General features: G+C 39.0%; 16 protein-coding genes. 7 read left to right on the forward strand and 9 right to left on the reverse strand.

Annotated features, from left to right (window positions below; translation table 11 throughout):
- Positions 1-12: 12 nt before the first annotated feature.
- Positions 13-243: a hypothetical protein gene (locus AC1M89_RS12025; protein WP_035268355.1), complete on the reverse strand. Its 231-nt coding sequence runs from the start codon at positions 241-243 to the stop codon at positions 13-15.
- A 581-nt stretch (positions 244-824) separates the two neighbouring features.
- On the opposite strand from AC1M89_RS12025, the gene AC1M89_RS12030 reads away from it, so the two are divergent.
- From AC1M89_RS12030 to sbmA, 4 genes are all read left to right on the forward strand, one after another.
- Positions 825-1,826, forward strand: coding sequence for a CobW family GTP-binding protein (locus AC1M89_RS12030; protein ID WP_481607727.1), 1,002 nt, complete (start codon positions 825-827; stop codon positions 1,824-1,826).
- Positions 1,827-1,928: 102 nt separating this feature from the next.
- Positions 1,929-2,459 (forward strand): YaeQ family protein, encoded by a 531-nt coding sequence (locus AC1M89_RS12035; protein WP_481614258.1) that lies wholly within the window; start codon positions 1,929-1,931, stop codon positions 2,457-2,459.
- 38 nt (positions 2,460-2,497) lie between these two features.
- Complete coding sequence (locus tag AC1M89_RS12040; protein ID WP_035268363.1) at positions 2,498-2,836, forward strand: FKBP-type peptidyl-prolyl cis-trans isomerase; 339 nt, start codon at positions 2,498-2,500, stop codon at positions 2,834-2,836.
- A gap of 165 nt (positions 2,837-3,001) precedes the next feature.
- Positions 3,002-4,201, forward strand: a complete 1,200-nt coding sequence (sbmA, locus tag AC1M89_RS12045; RefSeq protein ID WP_481589098.1) for a peptide antibiotic transporter SbmA — start codon at positions 3,002-3,004, stop codon at positions 4,199-4,201.
- 71 nt (positions 4,202-4,272) lie between these two features.
- Here sbmA and AC1M89_RS12050 read toward each other — a convergent pair whose 3' ends face one another.
- The 3 genes from AC1M89_RS12050 to salA all read right to left on the reverse strand — a co-directional run bounded on the left by AC1M89_RS12050 (position 4,273) and on the right by salA (position 8,018).
- A complete protein-coding gene (locus tag AC1M89_RS12050) occupies positions 4,273-5,163 on the reverse strand; it encodes a LysR family transcriptional regulator (RefSeq protein ID WP_228143106.1) in 891 nt (296 codons plus the stop codon).
- A gap of 124 nt (positions 5,164-5,287) precedes the next feature.
- Positions 5,288-6,652, reverse strand: a complete 1,365-nt coding sequence (locus AC1M89_RS12055) for an MFS transporter (RefSeq protein WP_051586596.1) — start codon at positions 6,650-6,652, stop codon at positions 5,288-5,290.
- A gap of 58 nt (positions 6,653-6,710) precedes the next feature.
- Positions 6,711-8,018, reverse strand: coding sequence for a salicylate 1-monooxygenase (salA, locus tag AC1M89_RS12060; RefSeq protein ID WP_481614259.1), 1,308 nt, complete (start codon positions 8,016-8,018; stop codon positions 6,711-6,713).
- A 307-nt stretch (positions 8,019-8,325) separates the two neighbouring features.
- Here salA and AC1M89_RS12065 point away from each other — a divergent pair, with 307 nt between their 5' ends.
- On the forward strand, positions 8,326-8,811 hold the full coding sequence (locus AC1M89_RS12065) for a hypothetical protein (RefSeq protein ID WP_481589100.1): 486 nt from the start codon (positions 8,326-8,328) through the stop codon (positions 8,809-8,811).
- Between the two features lie 138 nt (positions 8,812-8,949).
- Here the strand turns inward: AC1M89_RS12065 and AC1M89_RS12070 are convergent, their stop codons facing one another.
- Positions 8,950-9,849 (reverse strand): NADP-dependent oxidoreductase, encoded by a 900-nt coding sequence (locus tag AC1M89_RS12070; protein ID WP_481614260.1) that lies wholly within the window; start codon positions 9,847-9,849, stop codon positions 8,950-8,952.
- A 412-nt stretch (positions 9,850-10,261) separates the two neighbouring features.
- Between AC1M89_RS12070 and AC1M89_RS12075 the strand changes: the two genes are divergently transcribed.
- The gene (locus AC1M89_RS12075; protein WP_481614261.1) at positions 10,262-11,488 is read left to right on the forward strand and encodes an SEC-C metal-binding domain-containing protein; all 1,227 of its coding nucleotides are present in this window, start codon (positions 10,262-10,264) and stop codon (positions 11,486-11,488) included.
- A 194-nt stretch (positions 11,489-11,682) separates the two neighbouring features.
- On the opposite strand, the gene AC1M89_RS12080 is transcribed toward AC1M89_RS12075, so the two are convergent.
- The 4 genes from AC1M89_RS12080 to gatC all read right to left on the reverse strand — a co-directional run bounded on the left by AC1M89_RS12080 (position 11,683) and on the right by gatC (position 15,589).
- Positions 11,683-12,117 carry a hypothetical protein gene (locus AC1M89_RS12080; protein ID WP_035269782.1) on the reverse strand — a complete coding sequence of 145 codons (435 nt, stop codon included), beginning with the start codon at positions 12,115-12,117 and terminating at the stop codon, positions 11,683-11,685.
- A 158-nt stretch (positions 12,118-12,275) separates the two neighbouring features.
- Entirely contained in the window at positions 12,276-13,751 is a 1,476-nt protein-coding gene (gene gatB, locus AC1M89_RS12085; protein ID WP_035269785.1) for an Asp-tRNA(Asn)/Glu-tRNA(Gln) amidotransferase subunit GatB, read from the reverse strand.
- The gene (gatA, locus tag AC1M89_RS12090) at positions 13,751-15,229 is read right to left on the reverse strand and encodes an Asp-tRNA(Asn)/Glu-tRNA(Gln) amidotransferase subunit GatA (protein ID WP_481597676.1); all 1,479 of its coding nucleotides are present in this window, start codon (positions 15,227-15,229) and stop codon (positions 13,751-13,753) included. Before gatA ends, gatB begins: the two co-directional genes overlap by 1 nt.
- A gap of 45 nt (positions 15,230-15,274) precedes the next feature.
- Positions 15,275-15,589, reverse strand: a complete 315-nt coding sequence (gene gatC / locus AC1M89_RS12095; RefSeq protein WP_035269791.1) for an Asp-tRNA(Asn)/Glu-tRNA(Gln) amidotransferase subunit GatC — start codon at positions 15,587-15,589, stop codon at positions 15,275-15,277.
- A 133-nt stretch (positions 15,590-15,722) separates the two neighbouring features.
- Here gatC and AC1M89_RS12100 point away from each other — a divergent pair, with 133 nt between their 5' ends.
- The gene (locus AC1M89_RS12100) at positions 15,723-16,769 is read left to right on the forward strand and encodes a rod shape-determining protein (protein ID WP_035269793.1); all 1,047 of its coding nucleotides are present in this window, start codon (positions 15,723-15,725) and stop codon (positions 16,767-16,769) included.
- The last annotated feature ends 21 nt before the right edge of the window (positions 16,770-16,790 follow it).

Consider the following 16,790-nt stretch of genomic DNA (forward strand, 5'->3'; position numbering starts at 1 on the left):
ATTTTTGATTAATTACTGAGCAGGTTGAGCTACAGGAGCTTCAGTACCTTCTTCAGCTGCAACCTCTGTACCCGGTTGAGCAGCTGTTGGTTGACCAGCAGCAGTAGTTTCAGCATTCACTGGTTGTTCTTGAGAAGAAATCAACACTTCCTGTTTTTTTTCATCTTTTGCTTCTGTTGCAGCAAATGTTGAGAAAGCTGTGAAGGCAAGTGTAGTTGCTAATAAAGTTTTAACTAAATTCATGAGTGGCATCCTTATTCAATAAAATAAATTAGAATTTAATCTCATAAGCTTTCCGAGGAGAGAAGCGAATATGAAATTAAATCTAGATCATCGCGTAAAATGTTAAAAGCTGAATCGCATCTAATACGGTTAGCGAGTCAACGAAATTCATCCTAAGTCCAGAAGCTCAATTGGGCAATCAATGCAACAAAGTGAAACACGATAGTTAACGCACGACTAACAAACCAAGGTGTAATGTAGTTTTTTTGTCTCAATGAGAGTCAATATGCCTCATAAAGTTGTCAAAAAATATGTCATGGTGAAGAAAAAAACAGCAATTTTTTTACTTAGTTTTACATTTGAAAAGGTTAAATTAGAAAATCAAAATTGAAGTTTTGAATTAAATTCAGAGTAATGATCTGTGAAATAGATTTACATATTTTCAATTTTGATTCAACAGTTCACTTATCCTATTTAATTCCAATCATTTAGTCTTTTGAATTCATGCATTCATATAAATTATGAGGAAAATTATCCTAGACTTGTTTTTTAGATAAATTCCGACAAGAATCCGTACACCTCTTCAAATTCAGAGATCCATTTTGAAAGTACTTGCAACTCAGTCAGTGCCTACACATATCATTACAGGTTTTTTAGGTGCAGGGAAAACCACGCTTTTACAACAACTTCTCAAATTTAAACCTAAAAATGAGCGATGGGCTGTATTGATGAATGAGTTTGGTCAAATTGGCGTTGATCAACAGTTATTGCCAAATAATGATGGCTATGAAATCAAAGAGCTATTGGGTGGATGTCTGTGTTGTACAAGTCAATTGCCAATGCAAATTGCATTGTCTCGGTTATTACAAGAATCTCACCCAGATCGGCTATTTATAGAGCCGACAGGGTTGGGTCATCCTGCACAGTTGGTTGAACAACTGACTGAACCACATTGGCAACATCTAGTTGCCATGCGTTCTGTAGTGACCGTGATTGATGGATCTCGTTTACATGACTCTGATTGGATGAGGCAGAGTTTATATCAAGATCAGTTAAAAGCGGCTCAAGTTGTGGTTGTGTCTCATGCTTCGGACATGAATGACATGGATCGAAAAGAATTGGCTGATTTAAAACAACAATATTTAGCTTATATTCCACATTGGCTTGAAGCTGATCAAGGCAATATTCGCTTAGAACAAATTGATTATCCTTATGTGGGAATTCAGCGTTCAATGCAACCCTTATTCAAGGTTCAGCGACAGTTCAAAGCTGATGAGGAAATGCCAGCTGTAAAGCAACTTCCATATCATTACGTCGAACAGGCTCAAGGGTATATTGTGGCAGGATGGAAGCTTCCAAAACGTTGGCAGTTTGATTTTTATGAATTATTAGACATCCTTTGTGAGCTAAAACACTGGGTACGTATTAAAGGCATCTTCAATACCAACAAAGGTTGGATGACATTCAATTTTAATCCTGATCAATTCAATTACAAATCAGGTGAAGAGAATATTGATAATCGGATTGAAGTGATAACCCAGCAGAATCAAGATTGGGAGCATTTAGAGCAATCAATTCTTAAGGCACGAATCGATGATCAATAAATACGTTAGATCATTCAACTAAGAGTGCAGATGAATTGAAATGCATTTTCTCAATGTGCGCTGAATCGGGTATGCTTAGCACCAAATTTGAGGATACCCCTTATGGCGTTAAAAGCGACGATTTATAAAGCAGATTTAAACATAGCCAATATGGATGTTCATCAATATGGCGACTATCAGTTAACGATGGCTCTACATCCGTCGGAAACGATTGAACGTTTGATGGTTCGAGTATTGGCATATGCTCGTTTTGCAGATGAGCATTTAGAATTTACTAAAGATTTATTTGAAACTGATGAGCCAGCACTTTGGCAGAAAGATTTAACAGGTCAGTTAGAAAAATGGATTGAAGTGGGTAGTCCAGACGAAGATAAAGTAAAAAAAGCGAGTGCGCGTTGTAAGGAAGTTGCGGTGGTCACTTATGGATCATCAGTGGATGAATGGTATAAGCGCAACAGTAAATTGAAAACATTGAAAAATGTGCAAATCTGGCAACTCAGTGAAAAAACAACGGCACAAATCCAAACATTGTGCGAACGTACAATGCAACTGCAATTGAATGTGATGGATGGCGAGTGGACATTGATTTCAGATCAAGGTCAAGCTGAGATTGAGTGGACTCAATTACAGTAAGCCACTAAGATTTTAACGATTAAATTTGGAGTAAGCACATGACGGCTGAATTAGAAATTATTGACTTGGTGGTAGGTGAAGGTAAAGAGGCTGTAAAAGGTGCTTTAATTACCACGCATTATACTGGTTGGTTGGAAGATGGTACGAAGTTTGATTCATCATTAGACCGTGGTAATTACTTTGAGACTGTGATTGGTACAGGTCGTGTCATTAAAGGCTGGGATCAAGGTATTATTGGAATGAAAGTTGGGGGTAAGCGTAAACTGATTGTGCCTGCACATTTGGCTTATGGTGAGCGTAAAATGGGGAATATTATCCCAGCCAATTCTAATCTAATCTTTGAAATTGAATTGTACGATGTAAAAACTCGCGATTAATTAAAGTCGATGAAAAGCCCTGCATTGCGGGGCTTTTTTATGTTACAACAATCCTGAGCGTGCAATAGATATAACAAAAAATTTCTAAAAAACGCACCGACTCAGCAGAATTAGGATTACTATTCAGAAAATTCATTCAAACAAAATTAGGGATATAAGCGCTGAATGTTTAAGTCATTTTTTCCGAACCCAAAGTGGTTTTTTCTCTCTGTCGTCTTATGGTTTTTTATTAATCTCGCTTTATGGTTTTTTGCGGATGGAAAACAATGGGGCGAATATTTAGGTTTTCCTCAAGGTTATGCAGAAGCTGAACTTGCGATTAATATCAGTCGTTTTTGGTCACCGCAATTTTTGTGGTTTTATCTATGGTTCTTGGTGGCGACCGCCTTATTTGCACTGTTTTGGAAAATAAAATCAGACAATCCGTGGCAACGTTGGTCAGTATGGGGATCTGCATTTATCCTTTTTAATATTTGGTTAACAGTACAAGTCAGCGTTGCTGTGAATGCATGGTATGTACCATTTTGGGATTCTATTCAACAGATTTTAAATTCTGGTGGTGGTGAGGTGGATAAACTCTATGCGGAATCATGGACTTTTATCAGCTTGGCCAGTATTTCAGTGACATCAGGCGTCATCAGCGCTTTCTTTACCAGTCACTATATTTTTAGATGGCGTACAGCAATGAACGAATACTATGTTCAGCATTGGGAGAAATTACGTCATATCGAAGGTGCTTCGCAACGTGTACAGGAAGACACCATGCGTTTTGCAACGATCGTTGAGGATTTAGGGGTCGAGTTAGTCCGTGCAGTACTGATGTTAATTGCCTTTCTTCCTTTATTATTTGCATTGTCTGCGAAAGTGCCTGTTCTACCGTTTATTGGTGAGTTGCAATATTCTTTAGTATGGGCTGCGATTGGATGGGCGGTATTTGGTACTGTCTTATTAATGGTGGTGGGTATGAAACTGCCAGGATTAGAATTTAATAATCAAAAAGTGGAAGCGGCATATCGTAAAGAGTTGGTATACGGCGAAGACCATGAAAATCGTGCGCAACCTGCAACCTTAAAACAACTTTTTAAGAATATTCGTGCTAACTATTTTAAATTGTATTTCCATTATGCCTATTTCAACTTGTTTGCACGTTGGTATGGACAACTGGATAATCTGTATATGTTATTTGTGTTGTTCCCCGCGATTGCAGCAGGCCTGTTGACACTGGGATTGATCCAACAAATTATGGGTGTATTCAATCGTGTTCGTGAGTCATTCCAATACTTGGTGAGTTCGTGGAAAACGATTATTGAACTACTTTCTATCCGTAAACGTCTAAAAGCATTTGAATCTATTTTGGATAAGTAGTGCCCATCATGGATTTAAATTATTAAAAAAAGGCTCGTATATACGAGCCTTTTTTATGTCTGAGTGTGGATTTAGAGGGTGCTGAAAATATTTTTTAGAATCTTACAAAACCATTTACGTGCGTCTAAGTCATCCTTATGGTTATACCAGTTAACACTGACATTGAATGGGCGAACTTCAAACGGGAGTTCAAAAATTTGGATATCCGTATGCTGTTGATAAACCTTCGCGGCTCTCGAAGGCAAAGTAACCAGAAGTTCTGAGTGTTTCACCACGTTCTGCAAAACACTGAAATGGGGGACTTCAAGCATGATCTGACGAGAATGACCAAGCTCTTTTAAACGCTGATCAATTTCAATATGACCAGTACTCGATTTGATCGCAACATGTTTTTCCGATAAATACGCTTCCATGCTGAGCTTCTGCTGTATGCGCGGATGCTCTTTTTTAGCGATACAGACATAACGTTCCTCAAACAAATTTCGAGATTCAATTTTGGGCATAATGGTGTGACTGCTATTAAAAACAGCGACATCCAAAAAGCCTTCAACCAGCCATTCCTCTACTTTTTCTGAGTGAATTTCCTCAATTTCAAGTTTGATATTGGGAGCATGTTGTTCTAAATATTCAATCAGCGAGGGAAGTAAACAAATTTCTCCTAAATCAGAAATGCCTAAACGAAATACTTTTGAAGAGGTTAGCGGGTCGAAATGCTTGGCAGAATCAATTGCCATATCAATTTTAACAATTGCTTCGTAGAAACTTGGATAAAGACTTTGTGCAAGCTTAGTGGGTTTAACACCAAACTTGTCACGTACAAAAAGCTGATCATTCAGCATTTTCCGCAGTCGATTTAAATTATAGGTGACAGAAGGTTGGCTGAGATTCAAGCGCTCTGCGGCGTGACTGATATTTTGAGTTTGATAAATAATAATAAAAACTTTAATCAGACTTAAATCGATCAACTTTACATTCCTTGTAAATATTTAGAGACAGTCGCTATATCGAATAACCACTGTAACAAAAAAAGAGAGAGTTAACTCTCTCTTTTATTTTTTAATGACTTACATGTTATTGATGAATCATTTACTCATAAGCCACGTTTTTAACGCCGTTTGCTGCGCCTGCAATTTTTTTATTGCGGAGATGGATCGCAGTCACACTGATCACTGCAATCATACAAGGGATAGATAAGGCAATGAAATTATATTGCACTGGCAAATTAAGGCTAAGTAACCATCCACATAAGATTGGACCCAAAATTGCGCCTAAACGACCTACGCCAAGTGCCATACCTAGACCTGTCGCACGTATGTTAGATGAATAATACTGTGACATATAAGCCAACAATAAAATTTGTCCGCCAATCGATGCTGCACCTGCGACTGCTACACAGAAGTAAAGCACCATGGTTGGCAAGTTATAGCTTAACAAGAATAGGGAAATTGCGCCGCTAACAAACAAGGTACAAAGAACTTTAGGTAAACTGAATTTATCAGCAAAAAAACCACCAAAAATTGCACCCAGCATACCACCAATATTGAGCGCAAATAGGAACACTAAACTGGTTGAGAGGTTGTAGCCAGCTTCCATCATCAGTTTAGGTAACCAGTTACCTAGCGCGTATACCAATACCAATGCCATAAAGACACTTGCCCAGAATAGAACAGTAGTTACACCACGACTTTCAGTAAATAAGTCTTTCACTGGTGATTTAGACGATTCTTGGTTTTCTTGATGTAGACTAATGCGCATATCAGCAGGAATTCTTAGATTTGTGTCAATTTGTTCTAAGATATGAGCAGCTTCTTTATGCTTATTTTGACGAACCAAATAATCGATGGATTCAGGCAATAACTTCCAAATGATTGGCAATAGAATGAGTGGAATACCTGCAATCATAAACATGATTTTCCAGCCAAATTGCGGTACTAGCCACATGCCTAAAATGGCAGAACACATTCCGCCTACAGCGTAACCACTAAACATCAATGACACTAAGGTGGAGCGTAAACGCTTAGGCGCATACTCTGTCATTAGTGTAATAACGTTCGGCATCACGCCACCAAGACCTAAGCCAGCAATAAAGCGATAGATTCCGAACTCTTGAGGATTGCTCGCTAGGCCACACATCACGGTAAAACCACTAAAAATGACAATACAAACTGCAATCAGTTTTTTACGGCTAAAGCCATATTTTTCAAGTTTGTCACTCATACTGCCAAAAATGATGGCTCCAAACATCATGCCAAAGAGGGCAAGACTTCCTAAGAAGCCCGCCGTCATTGGATCGATTGCCCATTCTTGCATGAGTTTAGGCAATGCCACACCGTAGATGACTAAGTCATAGCCATCAAAAATAATAATCAATGCGCTGAGTAAGATGACTCGCCAGTGAATGGCTTTGAGTTTGGCATGATCAATAATTTCATTTGCATTTAACGTATTCATGGAGACCTCCCTGGTCAATGAATCGGTTGATAACAGTCCTGTTAATGTTTTTGCTTATTTATATGGCTTCAGCCACGAGATGTTTCTCTATTGCTTGGCCTAAGCGTTGTTGTGCAAGTTCAACGTCTTTCTCTAAATCGTGTTGCCATAACCAATCAAAACGGTGTGCCAAATGTTGACCTACACTGTCAAAATCTGGATATAGCGGCGAATATAATTCGTAAATCTCACCAGATTCTCGTGATGTGTTTTGTACACGGATGGCACGCTCTTTGCGCAGTTGCTCATAGACATGAGAGAGTTGTGCAAGATCTTCAGTGCAGATTTGCGCTGAGTGATGTTCCAGATGTTTGAATAATGCAGAAAGAATTAAAGCATCTTCAAGACCTTGACCAGCACCAGCTCCTTGGTGTGGCAACATCGCATGTGCTGCATCACCAATCAAAATGACATTGTGTTCGCTGTTCTGATAAGTCTTAAGTGGCTCAATCTCATGAAGCGCCCAGATGGTAGGTTTTTCAATTAAGTTCAGTAATGCGCGACAGCTCTCACTCCAATCCGCAAAATCAGCCAGCATTTCAGTTTTGGTTGTTGGTCGTGTCCAAGGGGTACCTTCTGGCAGAGTTGTATTCTTGCGATCTGACTTAAAGGCAACAATATTGATTTCTTCACCTTTACGAATAGGGAAAGTTAAGATGTGTTTGTCTTTACCCAATAACATTTGTGGGACATCTGCAAGTTCAGGATCGTGTCCAAGTTCTGCAATGACCTGTTTAAAATCTAAATACTTGATAATGCCGCGATAAGCCCATGTTCCTGAAAACTGAGGATCGACTTTTGGAAGTTGATGCGATGCCAATATATGATCACGCACAACAGAATGGATACCATCACAACCAATCACGTAATCAGCTTCAACCACTTCACCATCTTGGAAAGTTAAACGAACACCAGCGCTTGAAGCTTCAACAGATTGTACACGTTTATTGAAATGTGCATTTTGTGAAGGAACGAATGGAATAAGTGCATCTAGAAAATCAGCACGATGCACAGAAGATTGACCGACTTGAGGTGCGATCGAAGCTGATAGGTATTCATCGGTATAGCCATTACGCCATTGGAACCAAATATCTTGATAAGGTGCAGCAACTGTATCCGCAATGGCGTGATATTCTTCACCCAAGCCTAGAAGCTCAATTGCTTTAACAGCATTGGCACCAAATGAAATGCCTGCACCAATTTCTGAAAATTGTGCTGCTGACTCATATAAATGCACATCAAATTTTTTATTTTTTACTAAGTTGGTCATTAAAGCTAATCCAGCAATACCACCACCAATGAGCGCAATCTTAATTCTTCTTTCCATGATTCAATTCCGAGTTTTTTGCCCTGAATAAGATCATTACTGATTTTTAAGTACTTATCCAATTTATATATTTTGGTGAAAACTATTTAAAAAATTGATAGTTTAAATTTGACGTCTATTCCCACTGGTTTAGAAGCTTTATTGTCAATATATGATCATTGATGTGCGTGATTTAGCAAATTTACTACCTAAATTTTCATGTGCTTACTTGTTTTACAGTGTATCTGTAGGGAAATGCGTTCAGGATGTGATACAACAAAAACATAATGACAACGATGAAAATTGAGTTTAAGTGATGACATTAAAAATGAATAAAACTGCTTTACGTACACTATGTGCATCTGCTTTGATCATGGGCGTATCGACATTTTCGAATGCGGGAGCAGCTGTAGATCAATTGAGTGATTGTTTGGTTAAGTCGACGACTGCTGCTGATAAAACGACAGTATTACAGTGGACATATTCAGCACTGTCTACTCATCCTGATTTAAAAGGGTTTAGTAATGTCAGTGCTGAACAACGTACTGCATTGGATCAAAAGTTAGCGCAAGTCTTGCAACGTGTGATCGTAGAGCAATGTTCAACACAGACTAAAGCGGTGATTCAAGCTGAGGGTATTCAAGCTGTTGGTGAAAGTTTCCAAGCATTGGGTCGTAGTGCAGGCGAAGAAATTATTAAAAACCCTGAAGTGAATAATCAGCTGAAAGGGGTGGTGCGTTATATTGATTTAAATAAATTGGTGACAACATTCCTCACCCCAGATATTTGGAACAAGCTTGGGATCACTCGCTAATCTCGAATTTCAATCAATCGTAAGAATATACATAATTTAGCGATTGATGAATGTAGGGTAGAGTTACTCAACATCATAATTCAAACTAGAGAAAAGGCAGGATGATATCCTGCCTTTTTCACATTGTACGCACAGAAATTATTTGAATAGCAGCACACTTTTACCTTGCGTATGACCCTCTAAAATGTCTCGATAGGCTTGCTGTGCTTCTGTAAAAGGATATTCACGACTGACTGTCCAATTGAAGGTGTTATTTGCAACGCCTTCGACCACATGTTTTAAATTGGAAACATTACGTTTAACCCAGACCGCTTGAATTTTAGCGGATGACAGTTTGCGTCCTGCAATCGTGCCCATAAATCCGCCATTTTTCACTGTTGCCAATGAGGCTTGAGTGGCATCCTCGTTACCTGCCATATCAATCGAAGCATCAAATTGATCTGGATGGACTTGTTTCAGACGCTCAATCAATCCTTCGCCGTACACGACAGGAATCGCCCCTAAACTGCGGATATAGTCTTGGTTTTTTGCTGATGCCGTTGCTACGACGGTAATGCCGCGACTCACTGCCAATTGAATGGTGATTGAACCTACACCGCCTGACCCACCGTGTACCAATAAACTTTGCATTGGACCAGTTTCATCTAAAATAGTCATCGCAGTTTGAGCTGCTCCTGCAATCGAGCCTGCAAACGACCATTCTAGATTTTTAGGTTTTGCGACTAAATTGGCGAGAGGAACGTCTATCACTGTGGCATGGGTAAATGCTCCACCAGAACCCAAAACTTCGTCACCGATTTTCCATACACTGTTTTCAGGTACGTCTACGATTACCCCTGCAAACTCAGTTCCAAAGGTTTGTGGGAGTTGTGCATGTTTGAATTCGCCTGTCATACGTCGAGCATCAATAGGGTTAATCCCTGCGGCTTTGACTTGGATGCGTGCCATGTCAGGGTTTAATGGTGGGAGTGTGTAGTCTGTAAATTCGAGGACTTCGGGTTGTCCGTAGCTTTGGGCGTTGAGTACTGTTGATTTCATGATTTGTTTCATTCTTCTTGATGATGAAATCAGTATAGAAGAGTGAAAGCAAGCAAATGAAGATCGAAAAATAGAACAGTGTTTTCTTTTATTTTTTTGTTTTACCTCTCCCTTGCGAACTCAAAATATATTTTGAGGATTCTCATCACTTGCGCTTCCATTTAAAAGCAATGCTTTAAATCTTGCTCAAGAGAGGGAACACCGCGTATCAAAATAATTACATGACACTCCCTCTGGGATGAGAAGCACTGCTTAGCAAGGGGGTGAGGAGATTAGATACGTCCTACTCTTCGAGTTTGGCAACAGAGGATACTTTTTTGATGGCATTAACATGAAATAATCTTTAGATAATTTAGACTTTTGAATTACTTCAAGATATTTTAAAAGAATAATAAAATTGAGATTGATATTAATGAATCATAATCATGTGATGCTTTCTAATTTTCCATCACTTTTAGGAACTTTGACAGCTATTGATAAAAATGGAAGAGATATACAGCAGAATGAATACAGATATTCTGGTTTTGTGAAACGCGATGAATATAGAACCTTAATAGAAAATAGTACCGAAAAGCTTTTTTTAAGTTTAATGTTATACGATGAAATTTTTATAAATGATGAAGACTTTTTAAAGATTGTTAGTTTTATAGGTGTTGTAAATTCAACAAAATTATTGGAACGGAAAATAATTAAAATCATTCCAAGATTTCAAAATCCTAATGTTATTGTTCATAGAAGTAAAAATTTATTACTCAATAAGACTAGGTATGAAATTGAACCACTTATGTATTTAGGAGGATTGCATGATTTGGATAGAAATTATAAAAAATACTCTGTAAATGAAAGTCATCGATCGAAAATAGTTCAATATTTTGATAATGCGCTTATTAATAAAGATGAGCGTGATGATTCTATATTTTTAAAGAATATAGACATTATAAAAAATGAAGAGCATATAGACTTTAATAATCTAGATTATAAGACTACTTTCGAAATTATGAGACTGTATGAAATTGTAGATAGTTTGCAGATGCAAAATAGACATAATTTATCAAATAGTATTATGGATGATTATGCAAAAGATTATTTAGGATCAAAGTTTATTTCAATTAGTGGAAATATTAACAAAGCTAATGAAAAGATAGAATTATTTGAAAAGGTTAGTGAAAACAAGAGGATTCCTAATTTCTATCAAATGTTTAAGAAAGGAACTGTTGAAATAGACCAAATTCTAGATATTAGAGAAAGTTTTAACTCTAAACTTTTTAGAAATTGGTTTGCTAATCCTGATTTATCCGAACAGGATATTTATTATGAATTATTAAAAGAGCATGGTTTAAATTTAAAAATAAATTTAATCAAATGGATCGTGCCAACAATCATTGGGGTTCTTAATACTCCTTTAGGGATTGCCGCTTCATTAGTAGAAAATTTTTTTATTTCTAAAATTCTTCAAGGTTGGAATCCAAACTTATTTCTTGATGATGTACTTGGGAAAAAGTTAACACAATTGGAGAATAATTTTAAAGTACAAGAGGAAAGGAAATTAATTTTGGAACGTTTCAACGGTATTCAAAGAAATGCCCTTTGTCCTTGCCAAAGCGGCAAAAAATTTAAAAAATGTCATGGAATGAATTAAATAAAAAAACCCGCTCTAAAGCGGGTTTTCTTTTAAAGAAAGATTAAATCAACCAATCAACTTCTTCATCAATTCATGGGCTTGTGCAGCGTTTGCTTCCCCTTTTGCTACTTTCATTACTTGACGAATTAGACTTTAGAATTGACATCTTGCCTATGTAAAAAATAAGGAGTGTTATAACTAATGATCAGGAATTAAAACAACCAATTGGATAATGATTTGAGTACTGTGAATCCAAAAGCGGCAGTTAATAAAAGAAAAAATGCTATAAAAAAGATAAATAAACGTAGAGCATTTCTAATCTTCTCGAAACCAGAGAATTGAGCTAAGTATTCATTAGCTACAGTGGAATATTCTTTAAAATTAAAAGTGAGATATATCGTAAATAATATCGATGTTAAAATTGCATAAACTTGAAAATAATCTAACTCGATTATACTGAAATAAATTCCTAACATAATGAATGATAAAGTACCATTGAGATGGCTATAGTATTCTTTAGCAATTTTCTCCATCTCTAACTTTTTTGTTCTAGATTCTTCTTCATTTTCAATGGGTTCTGAAGTCTCAGACTTGTTTGTATCATTTTCATCTTTTAAACTTTCAATTTCCTCTGATTGGATAGACATGGAGAATTCGATTTCTTCAGATTTAAGTTTCTTATTTGTCATAATTAATTAAAAATAAATATATAGTTAATAAATATTTAATAATTTAGTCTAATACAATCAAAATTTCAAATAGAAAACCCGCTCTAAAGCGGGTTTTCTTTTAAAGAAAGATCAGATCAACCAATCAATTTCTTCATTAATTCATTGACTTGCGCAGGGTTAGCTTTACCTTTCGCAGCCTTCATCACTTGACCAACAAGACCGTTAAAGGCTTTCTCTTTACCAGATTTATACTCTTCAACCATTTTCTCATTGGCAGCAAGTACTTCCTTAATAATTGCTTCAATTGCGCCTGTATCAGTTTCCTGTTTCAGGCCTTTTTCAGCAATAATCTCGTCCGCAGTTTTGCCTTCTTCCCACATAAAGCCGAACACTTGTTTCGCGATCTTACCGTTAATCGTGTTGTCCACAATACGTGCAATCATGCCACCAAGTTTTTCTGCTGATACAGGAGAGTCCGCCAACTCTAAGCCCGCTTTGTTTAAAGCACCTGAGAATTCACCCATCACCCAGTTTGCAGCAATCTTACCTTGTGCAGCACCGCCCGCAGCCTTAACAACTTCTTCATAAAACTCTGACATTTCACGCGTAAGCGTAAGAACGTGCGCATCGTATTCAGTCACACCAAAGTCCGCCACAAAACGCGCACGACGTGCAGCAGGAAGCTCAGGCATCGTGGCTTTAATCGCTTCGATTTGCTCATCTGCAATGATCACAGGCAACAAGTCTGGGTCAGGGAAGTAGCGGTAATCGTTCGCTTCTTCTTTCGAACGCATTGAACGCGTTTCCATCTTCACAGGGTCGAACAAACGAGTTTCTTGGTCGATGGTACCGTCCCATTCCAAGATTTCCATTTGACGTTCAATTTCAACATTGATCGCTTGTTCAATGAAACGGAATGAGTTGAGGTTTTTAAGCTCACAACGTGTACCAAACGGCTGACCCGGACGACGTAAAGACACGTTACAGTCGGCACGGAACGAACCTTCTGCCATGTTACCGTCAGAGATGCCTAACCAACGCACAAGCGTGTGAATCGCTTTAATGTAGGCAACGGCTTCTTCAACCGAACGCATATCAGGTTCAGATACGATTTCAAGTAATGGCGTACCAGCACGGTTTAAGTCGATACCTGACATGCCTTCAAATTGGTCATGGATCGATTTACCTGCATCTTCCTCAAGGTGCGCACGGGTTACGCCAATGCGTTTAACTGTACCATCTTCAAGTTGGATGTCGATATGACCCAAGCCCACAATCGGGTTGTCCATTTGGCTGATTTGGTAGCCTTTTGGAGAGTCAGGGTAGAAGTAGTTTTTACGTGCAAATACTGACGCTTGGTCGATGTAAGCATCGATACCCAAACCAAAGCGAATGGCAAGATCGACCACTTCTTTGTTCAATACAGGCAGTACGCCCGGCATTGCCAAATCAACAAGGCTCGCTTGTGTATTTGGGTCTTGACCAAATTCAGTTGAAGAACCTGAGAAGATTTTAGATTTAGTCGCAAGTTGAGTGTGAATCTCAATACCAATAACGACTTCCCAACCATCAATCAAATTTGACTTAGGTTTTGCATTGTTCTTCGCCATTATGCATTCTCCTCAGCAATTGCAGCGCGTTTGGTGTGCCAATCAGTTGCTTGTTGGTATTGGTGCACCACAGACAACAATTGAGATTCTGACCAGTAGTTACCAATCAACTGTAAGCCAACAGGTAAATTATTTTGATCAAAACCAACAGGCGCGTTAATCGCAGGAAGACCTGCAAGGTTGACCGCGATGGTATAGATATCGCCCAAGTACATTTCAACTGGAGAAAGGTTTGCACCAATCTTATACGCCGTTGTCGGCGCAGAAGGCGCAGCAATCACGTCAACAGACTCGAATGCTTTTAAGAAATCTTGTTGGATTAAACGACGTACTTTTTGTGCTTTGACATAGTACGCATCGTAATAACCTGCAGACAGCGCATAAGTACCAATCAAGATACGGCGTTGAACTTCAGCACCAAAACCTTCAGAACGAGAACGTTTGTACAAGTCCATGATGTCTTTTGGATCTTCACAGCGGTAGCCATAACGTACGCCGTCAAAACGTGACAAGTTAGAAGATGCTTCAGCAGGGGCAATCAGGTAATAGGTTGGAACATAAGCTTCAGTCATGTTGAGGTCAATTTCAACAAGCGTTGCGCCCATCTCTTCCAATTTTTTTAGAGATTCTTCAACACGTGCTTTAACGTCAGCAGCCAAACCTTCAACATTAAAGTACTGTTTAGGAATACCAATGCGTAATCCTTTTACAGACGTGCCGTTCAAGTTTGCAACGTAGTCATCAGCATCTTTTTGTACAGATGTTGAATCTTTTGCGTCATGACCTGCCATCACGTTCATAAGGTACGCACAGTCTTCTGCCGAACGTGCCATTGGACCGCCTTGGTCAAGTGATGATGCATAGGCAATCATACCGAAACGTGATACACGACCATAGGTTGGTTTTAAGCCTGTAAGGCCACAGAACGATGCAGGTTGACGGATTGAACCACCTGTATCTGTACCAGTCGCAAACGGTGCAAGGTCAGCTGCTACAGCCGCAGCAGAACCACCTGATGACCCGCCTGGGACACGATCTAAAGCCCAAGGGTTCGCCGTTGCACCGAAGTAAGATGATTCTGATGTAGAACCCATGGCAAATTCGTCCATGTTCACTTTACCTAAAGTCACTAGGCCCGCAGCTTTACCTTTCGCTACAACGGTTGCGTCGTACGGAGAGATAAAGTTGTCTAGCATTTTAGAACCAGCCGTGGTTTTAATGCCTTGCGTACAGAAAATATCTTTATGTGCAATAGGTAAACCAGTCAAAGTGGTCGCTGTACCTGCTTTGATCGCTGCATCAGCTGCATCAGCTTGAGCCAATGCTTGTTCAGCAGTCACAGTGACATATGATTTGACTTGTGCATCAATTTTTTCAATACGGTTTAAATAATGTTGCGTCAATTCACGTGAAGAGAATTTAGCGGTTGCTAAACCATCGATAAGTTCACGAACCGATAAGCGATGTAAATCTGTCATGAGAAAAATTCTTAACTAAAATTTAAATAGGGCAAAACTGAACAATTATTCAATTACACGTGGAACAAGATACAAACCGTCTTGCACAGCTGGTGCAACGGCTTGATAGTCATCACGATGGTTTTGTTCAGACACAGCGTCTTCACGTAATGGCTGTGGATGGTCAAATGGGCTCTTTAATGGCTCAACACCTTCGGTATCAATGCCTTTCAAGGTTTCCATCATACCTAAAATTTTATTCAAACTTTGAGCATATTCAGCAGATTGAGTATCATCCAAAGACAAGCGTGCTAAGTGTGCAATGCTTGAAACGGTTTGTGCATTTAAATCTGCAGATTGCTGAGCATCTGATGCTGACATGCTGTCTCACCTAATCAGTAATAAAAATATTCAAAATATCATGCGTTATAATAAGCGATTGACTTGTCCAAAGCATCACATTTAGTTAAAGTTGCCATCTTACGTCTATATAACGTTGAACTGAGAACGACCCGTGATTCTAAAACGACTAATTGGCTTGTTTTCGCCAGATCTAGCCATAGATTTAGGCACCGCTAATACACTAATTTATGCGCCAGGACGGGGCATTATATTAAATGAACCGACTGTTGTGGCAATTCGTCACAGTGGTTCACAAAAAATAGTTGCCGCTGTTGGCTTGGATGCTAAGCAAATGCTTGGTCGTACCCCTGCGAATATTTCTGCAATTCGTCCAATGAAAGATGGCGTGATTGCGGATTTCGAAGTCACTGAGACCATGTTAAACCAATTTATTGGTAAAGTGCATGAAAAGCGTCTTTTCCCACCAGCGCCGCGTGTTGTGGTGTGTGTGCCATGTAAATCAACTTTGGTTGAGCGTCGTGCGATTCGTGAGGCTGTATTCAATGCAGGCGCACGTGATGTACGTTTAATCGAAGAGCCAATGGCAGCAGCGATTGGTGCAGGCATGCCAGTTGAGCAAGCATGTGGTTCGATGGTCGTAGACGTAGGTGGTGGTACAACTGAAATTGCAATCATTTCATTGCAAGGTTGTGTCTATGCAGACTCATTACGCATTGGTGGTGATGTTTTTGACGAACAAATTATTCATTATGTTCGTAAAGCACACGGTTGCGTCATTGGTGAAACGACAGCTGAAACCATCAAAAAAGAAGTGGGTATGGCACTTCCGGATGAAGATGGCAAAGTGCTAGAAATCGAAGTTCGAGGTCGTAACTTGGCGGAAGGTGTTCCGCGCGCAATTACGGTGACTTCTGATGAAATTACTCAAGCAATCACTGATCCATTGCAAAGCATTGTCTCTGCAGTGAAATCTGCGCTTGAACAAACACCTCCTGAGTTGTCATCAGATATCGCGGAGCGCGGTATTGTATTGACTGGTGGTGGTGCGCTATTACGTAACTTAGACAAGTTATTGTCACAAGAAACAGGTTTGCCAGTAGTAGTTGCTGAAGATCCGCTTTCTTGCGTAACACGTGGTGGTGGTAAAGTCTTAGAACTCTTTGACAACCCGAACCATGACATGCTGTTTGTTGGTTAATTTTCTGTAATTTAATTTAAG

The sequence above is a fragment of the Acinetobacter sp. ANC_7635 genome (assembly GCF_056779945.1).

Coding starts and splice junctions, on each gene's coding strand:
- AC1M89_RS12025 (WP_035268355.1), bottom strand. CDS start 243: ATGAATTTAGTTAAAACTTTATTAGCAACTACACTTGCCTTCACAGCT.
- AC1M89_RS12035 (WP_481614258.1), top strand. CDS start 1,929: ATGGCGTTAAAAGCGACGATTTATAAAGCAGATTTAAACATAGCCAAT.
- AC1M89_RS12040 (WP_035268363.1), top strand. CDS start 2,498: ATGACGGCTGAATTAGAAATTATTGACTTGGTGGTAGGTGAAGGTAAA.
- sbmA (WP_481589098.1), top strand. CDS start 3,002: ATGTTTAAGTCATTTTTTCCGAACCCAAAGTGGTTTTTTCTCTCTGTC.
- AC1M89_RS12055 (WP_051586596.1), bottom strand. CDS start 6,652: ATGAATACGTTAAATGCAAATGAAATTATTGATCATGCCAAACTCAAA.
- salA (WP_481614259.1), bottom strand. CDS start 8,018: ATGGAAAGAAGAATTAAGATTGCGCTCATTGGTGGTGGTATTGCTGGA.
- AC1M89_RS12065 (WP_481589100.1), top strand. CDS start 8,326: ATGAATAAAACTGCTTTACGTACACTATGTGCATCTGCTTTGATCATG.
- AC1M89_RS12070 (WP_481614260.1), bottom strand. CDS start 9,849: ATGAAATCAACAGTACTCAACGCCCAAAGCTACGGACAACCCGAAGTC.
- AC1M89_RS12075 (WP_481614261.1), top strand. CDS start 10,262: ATGAATCATAATCATGTGATGCTTTCTAATTTTCCATCACTTTTAGGA.
- AC1M89_RS12080 (WP_035269782.1), bottom strand. CDS start 12,117: ATGTCTATCCAATCAGAGGAAATTGAAAGTTTAAAAGATGAAAATGAT.
- gatB (WP_035269785.1), bottom strand. CDS start 13,751: ATGGCGAAGAACAATGCAAAACCTAAGTCAAATTTGATTGATGGTTGG.
- gatA (WP_481597676.1), bottom strand. CDS start 15,229: ATGACAGATTTACATCGCTTATCGGTTCGTGAACTTATCGATGGTTTA.
- gatC (WP_035269791.1), bottom strand. CDS start 15,589: ATGTCAGCATCAGATGCTCAGCAATCTGCAGATTTAAATGCACAAACC.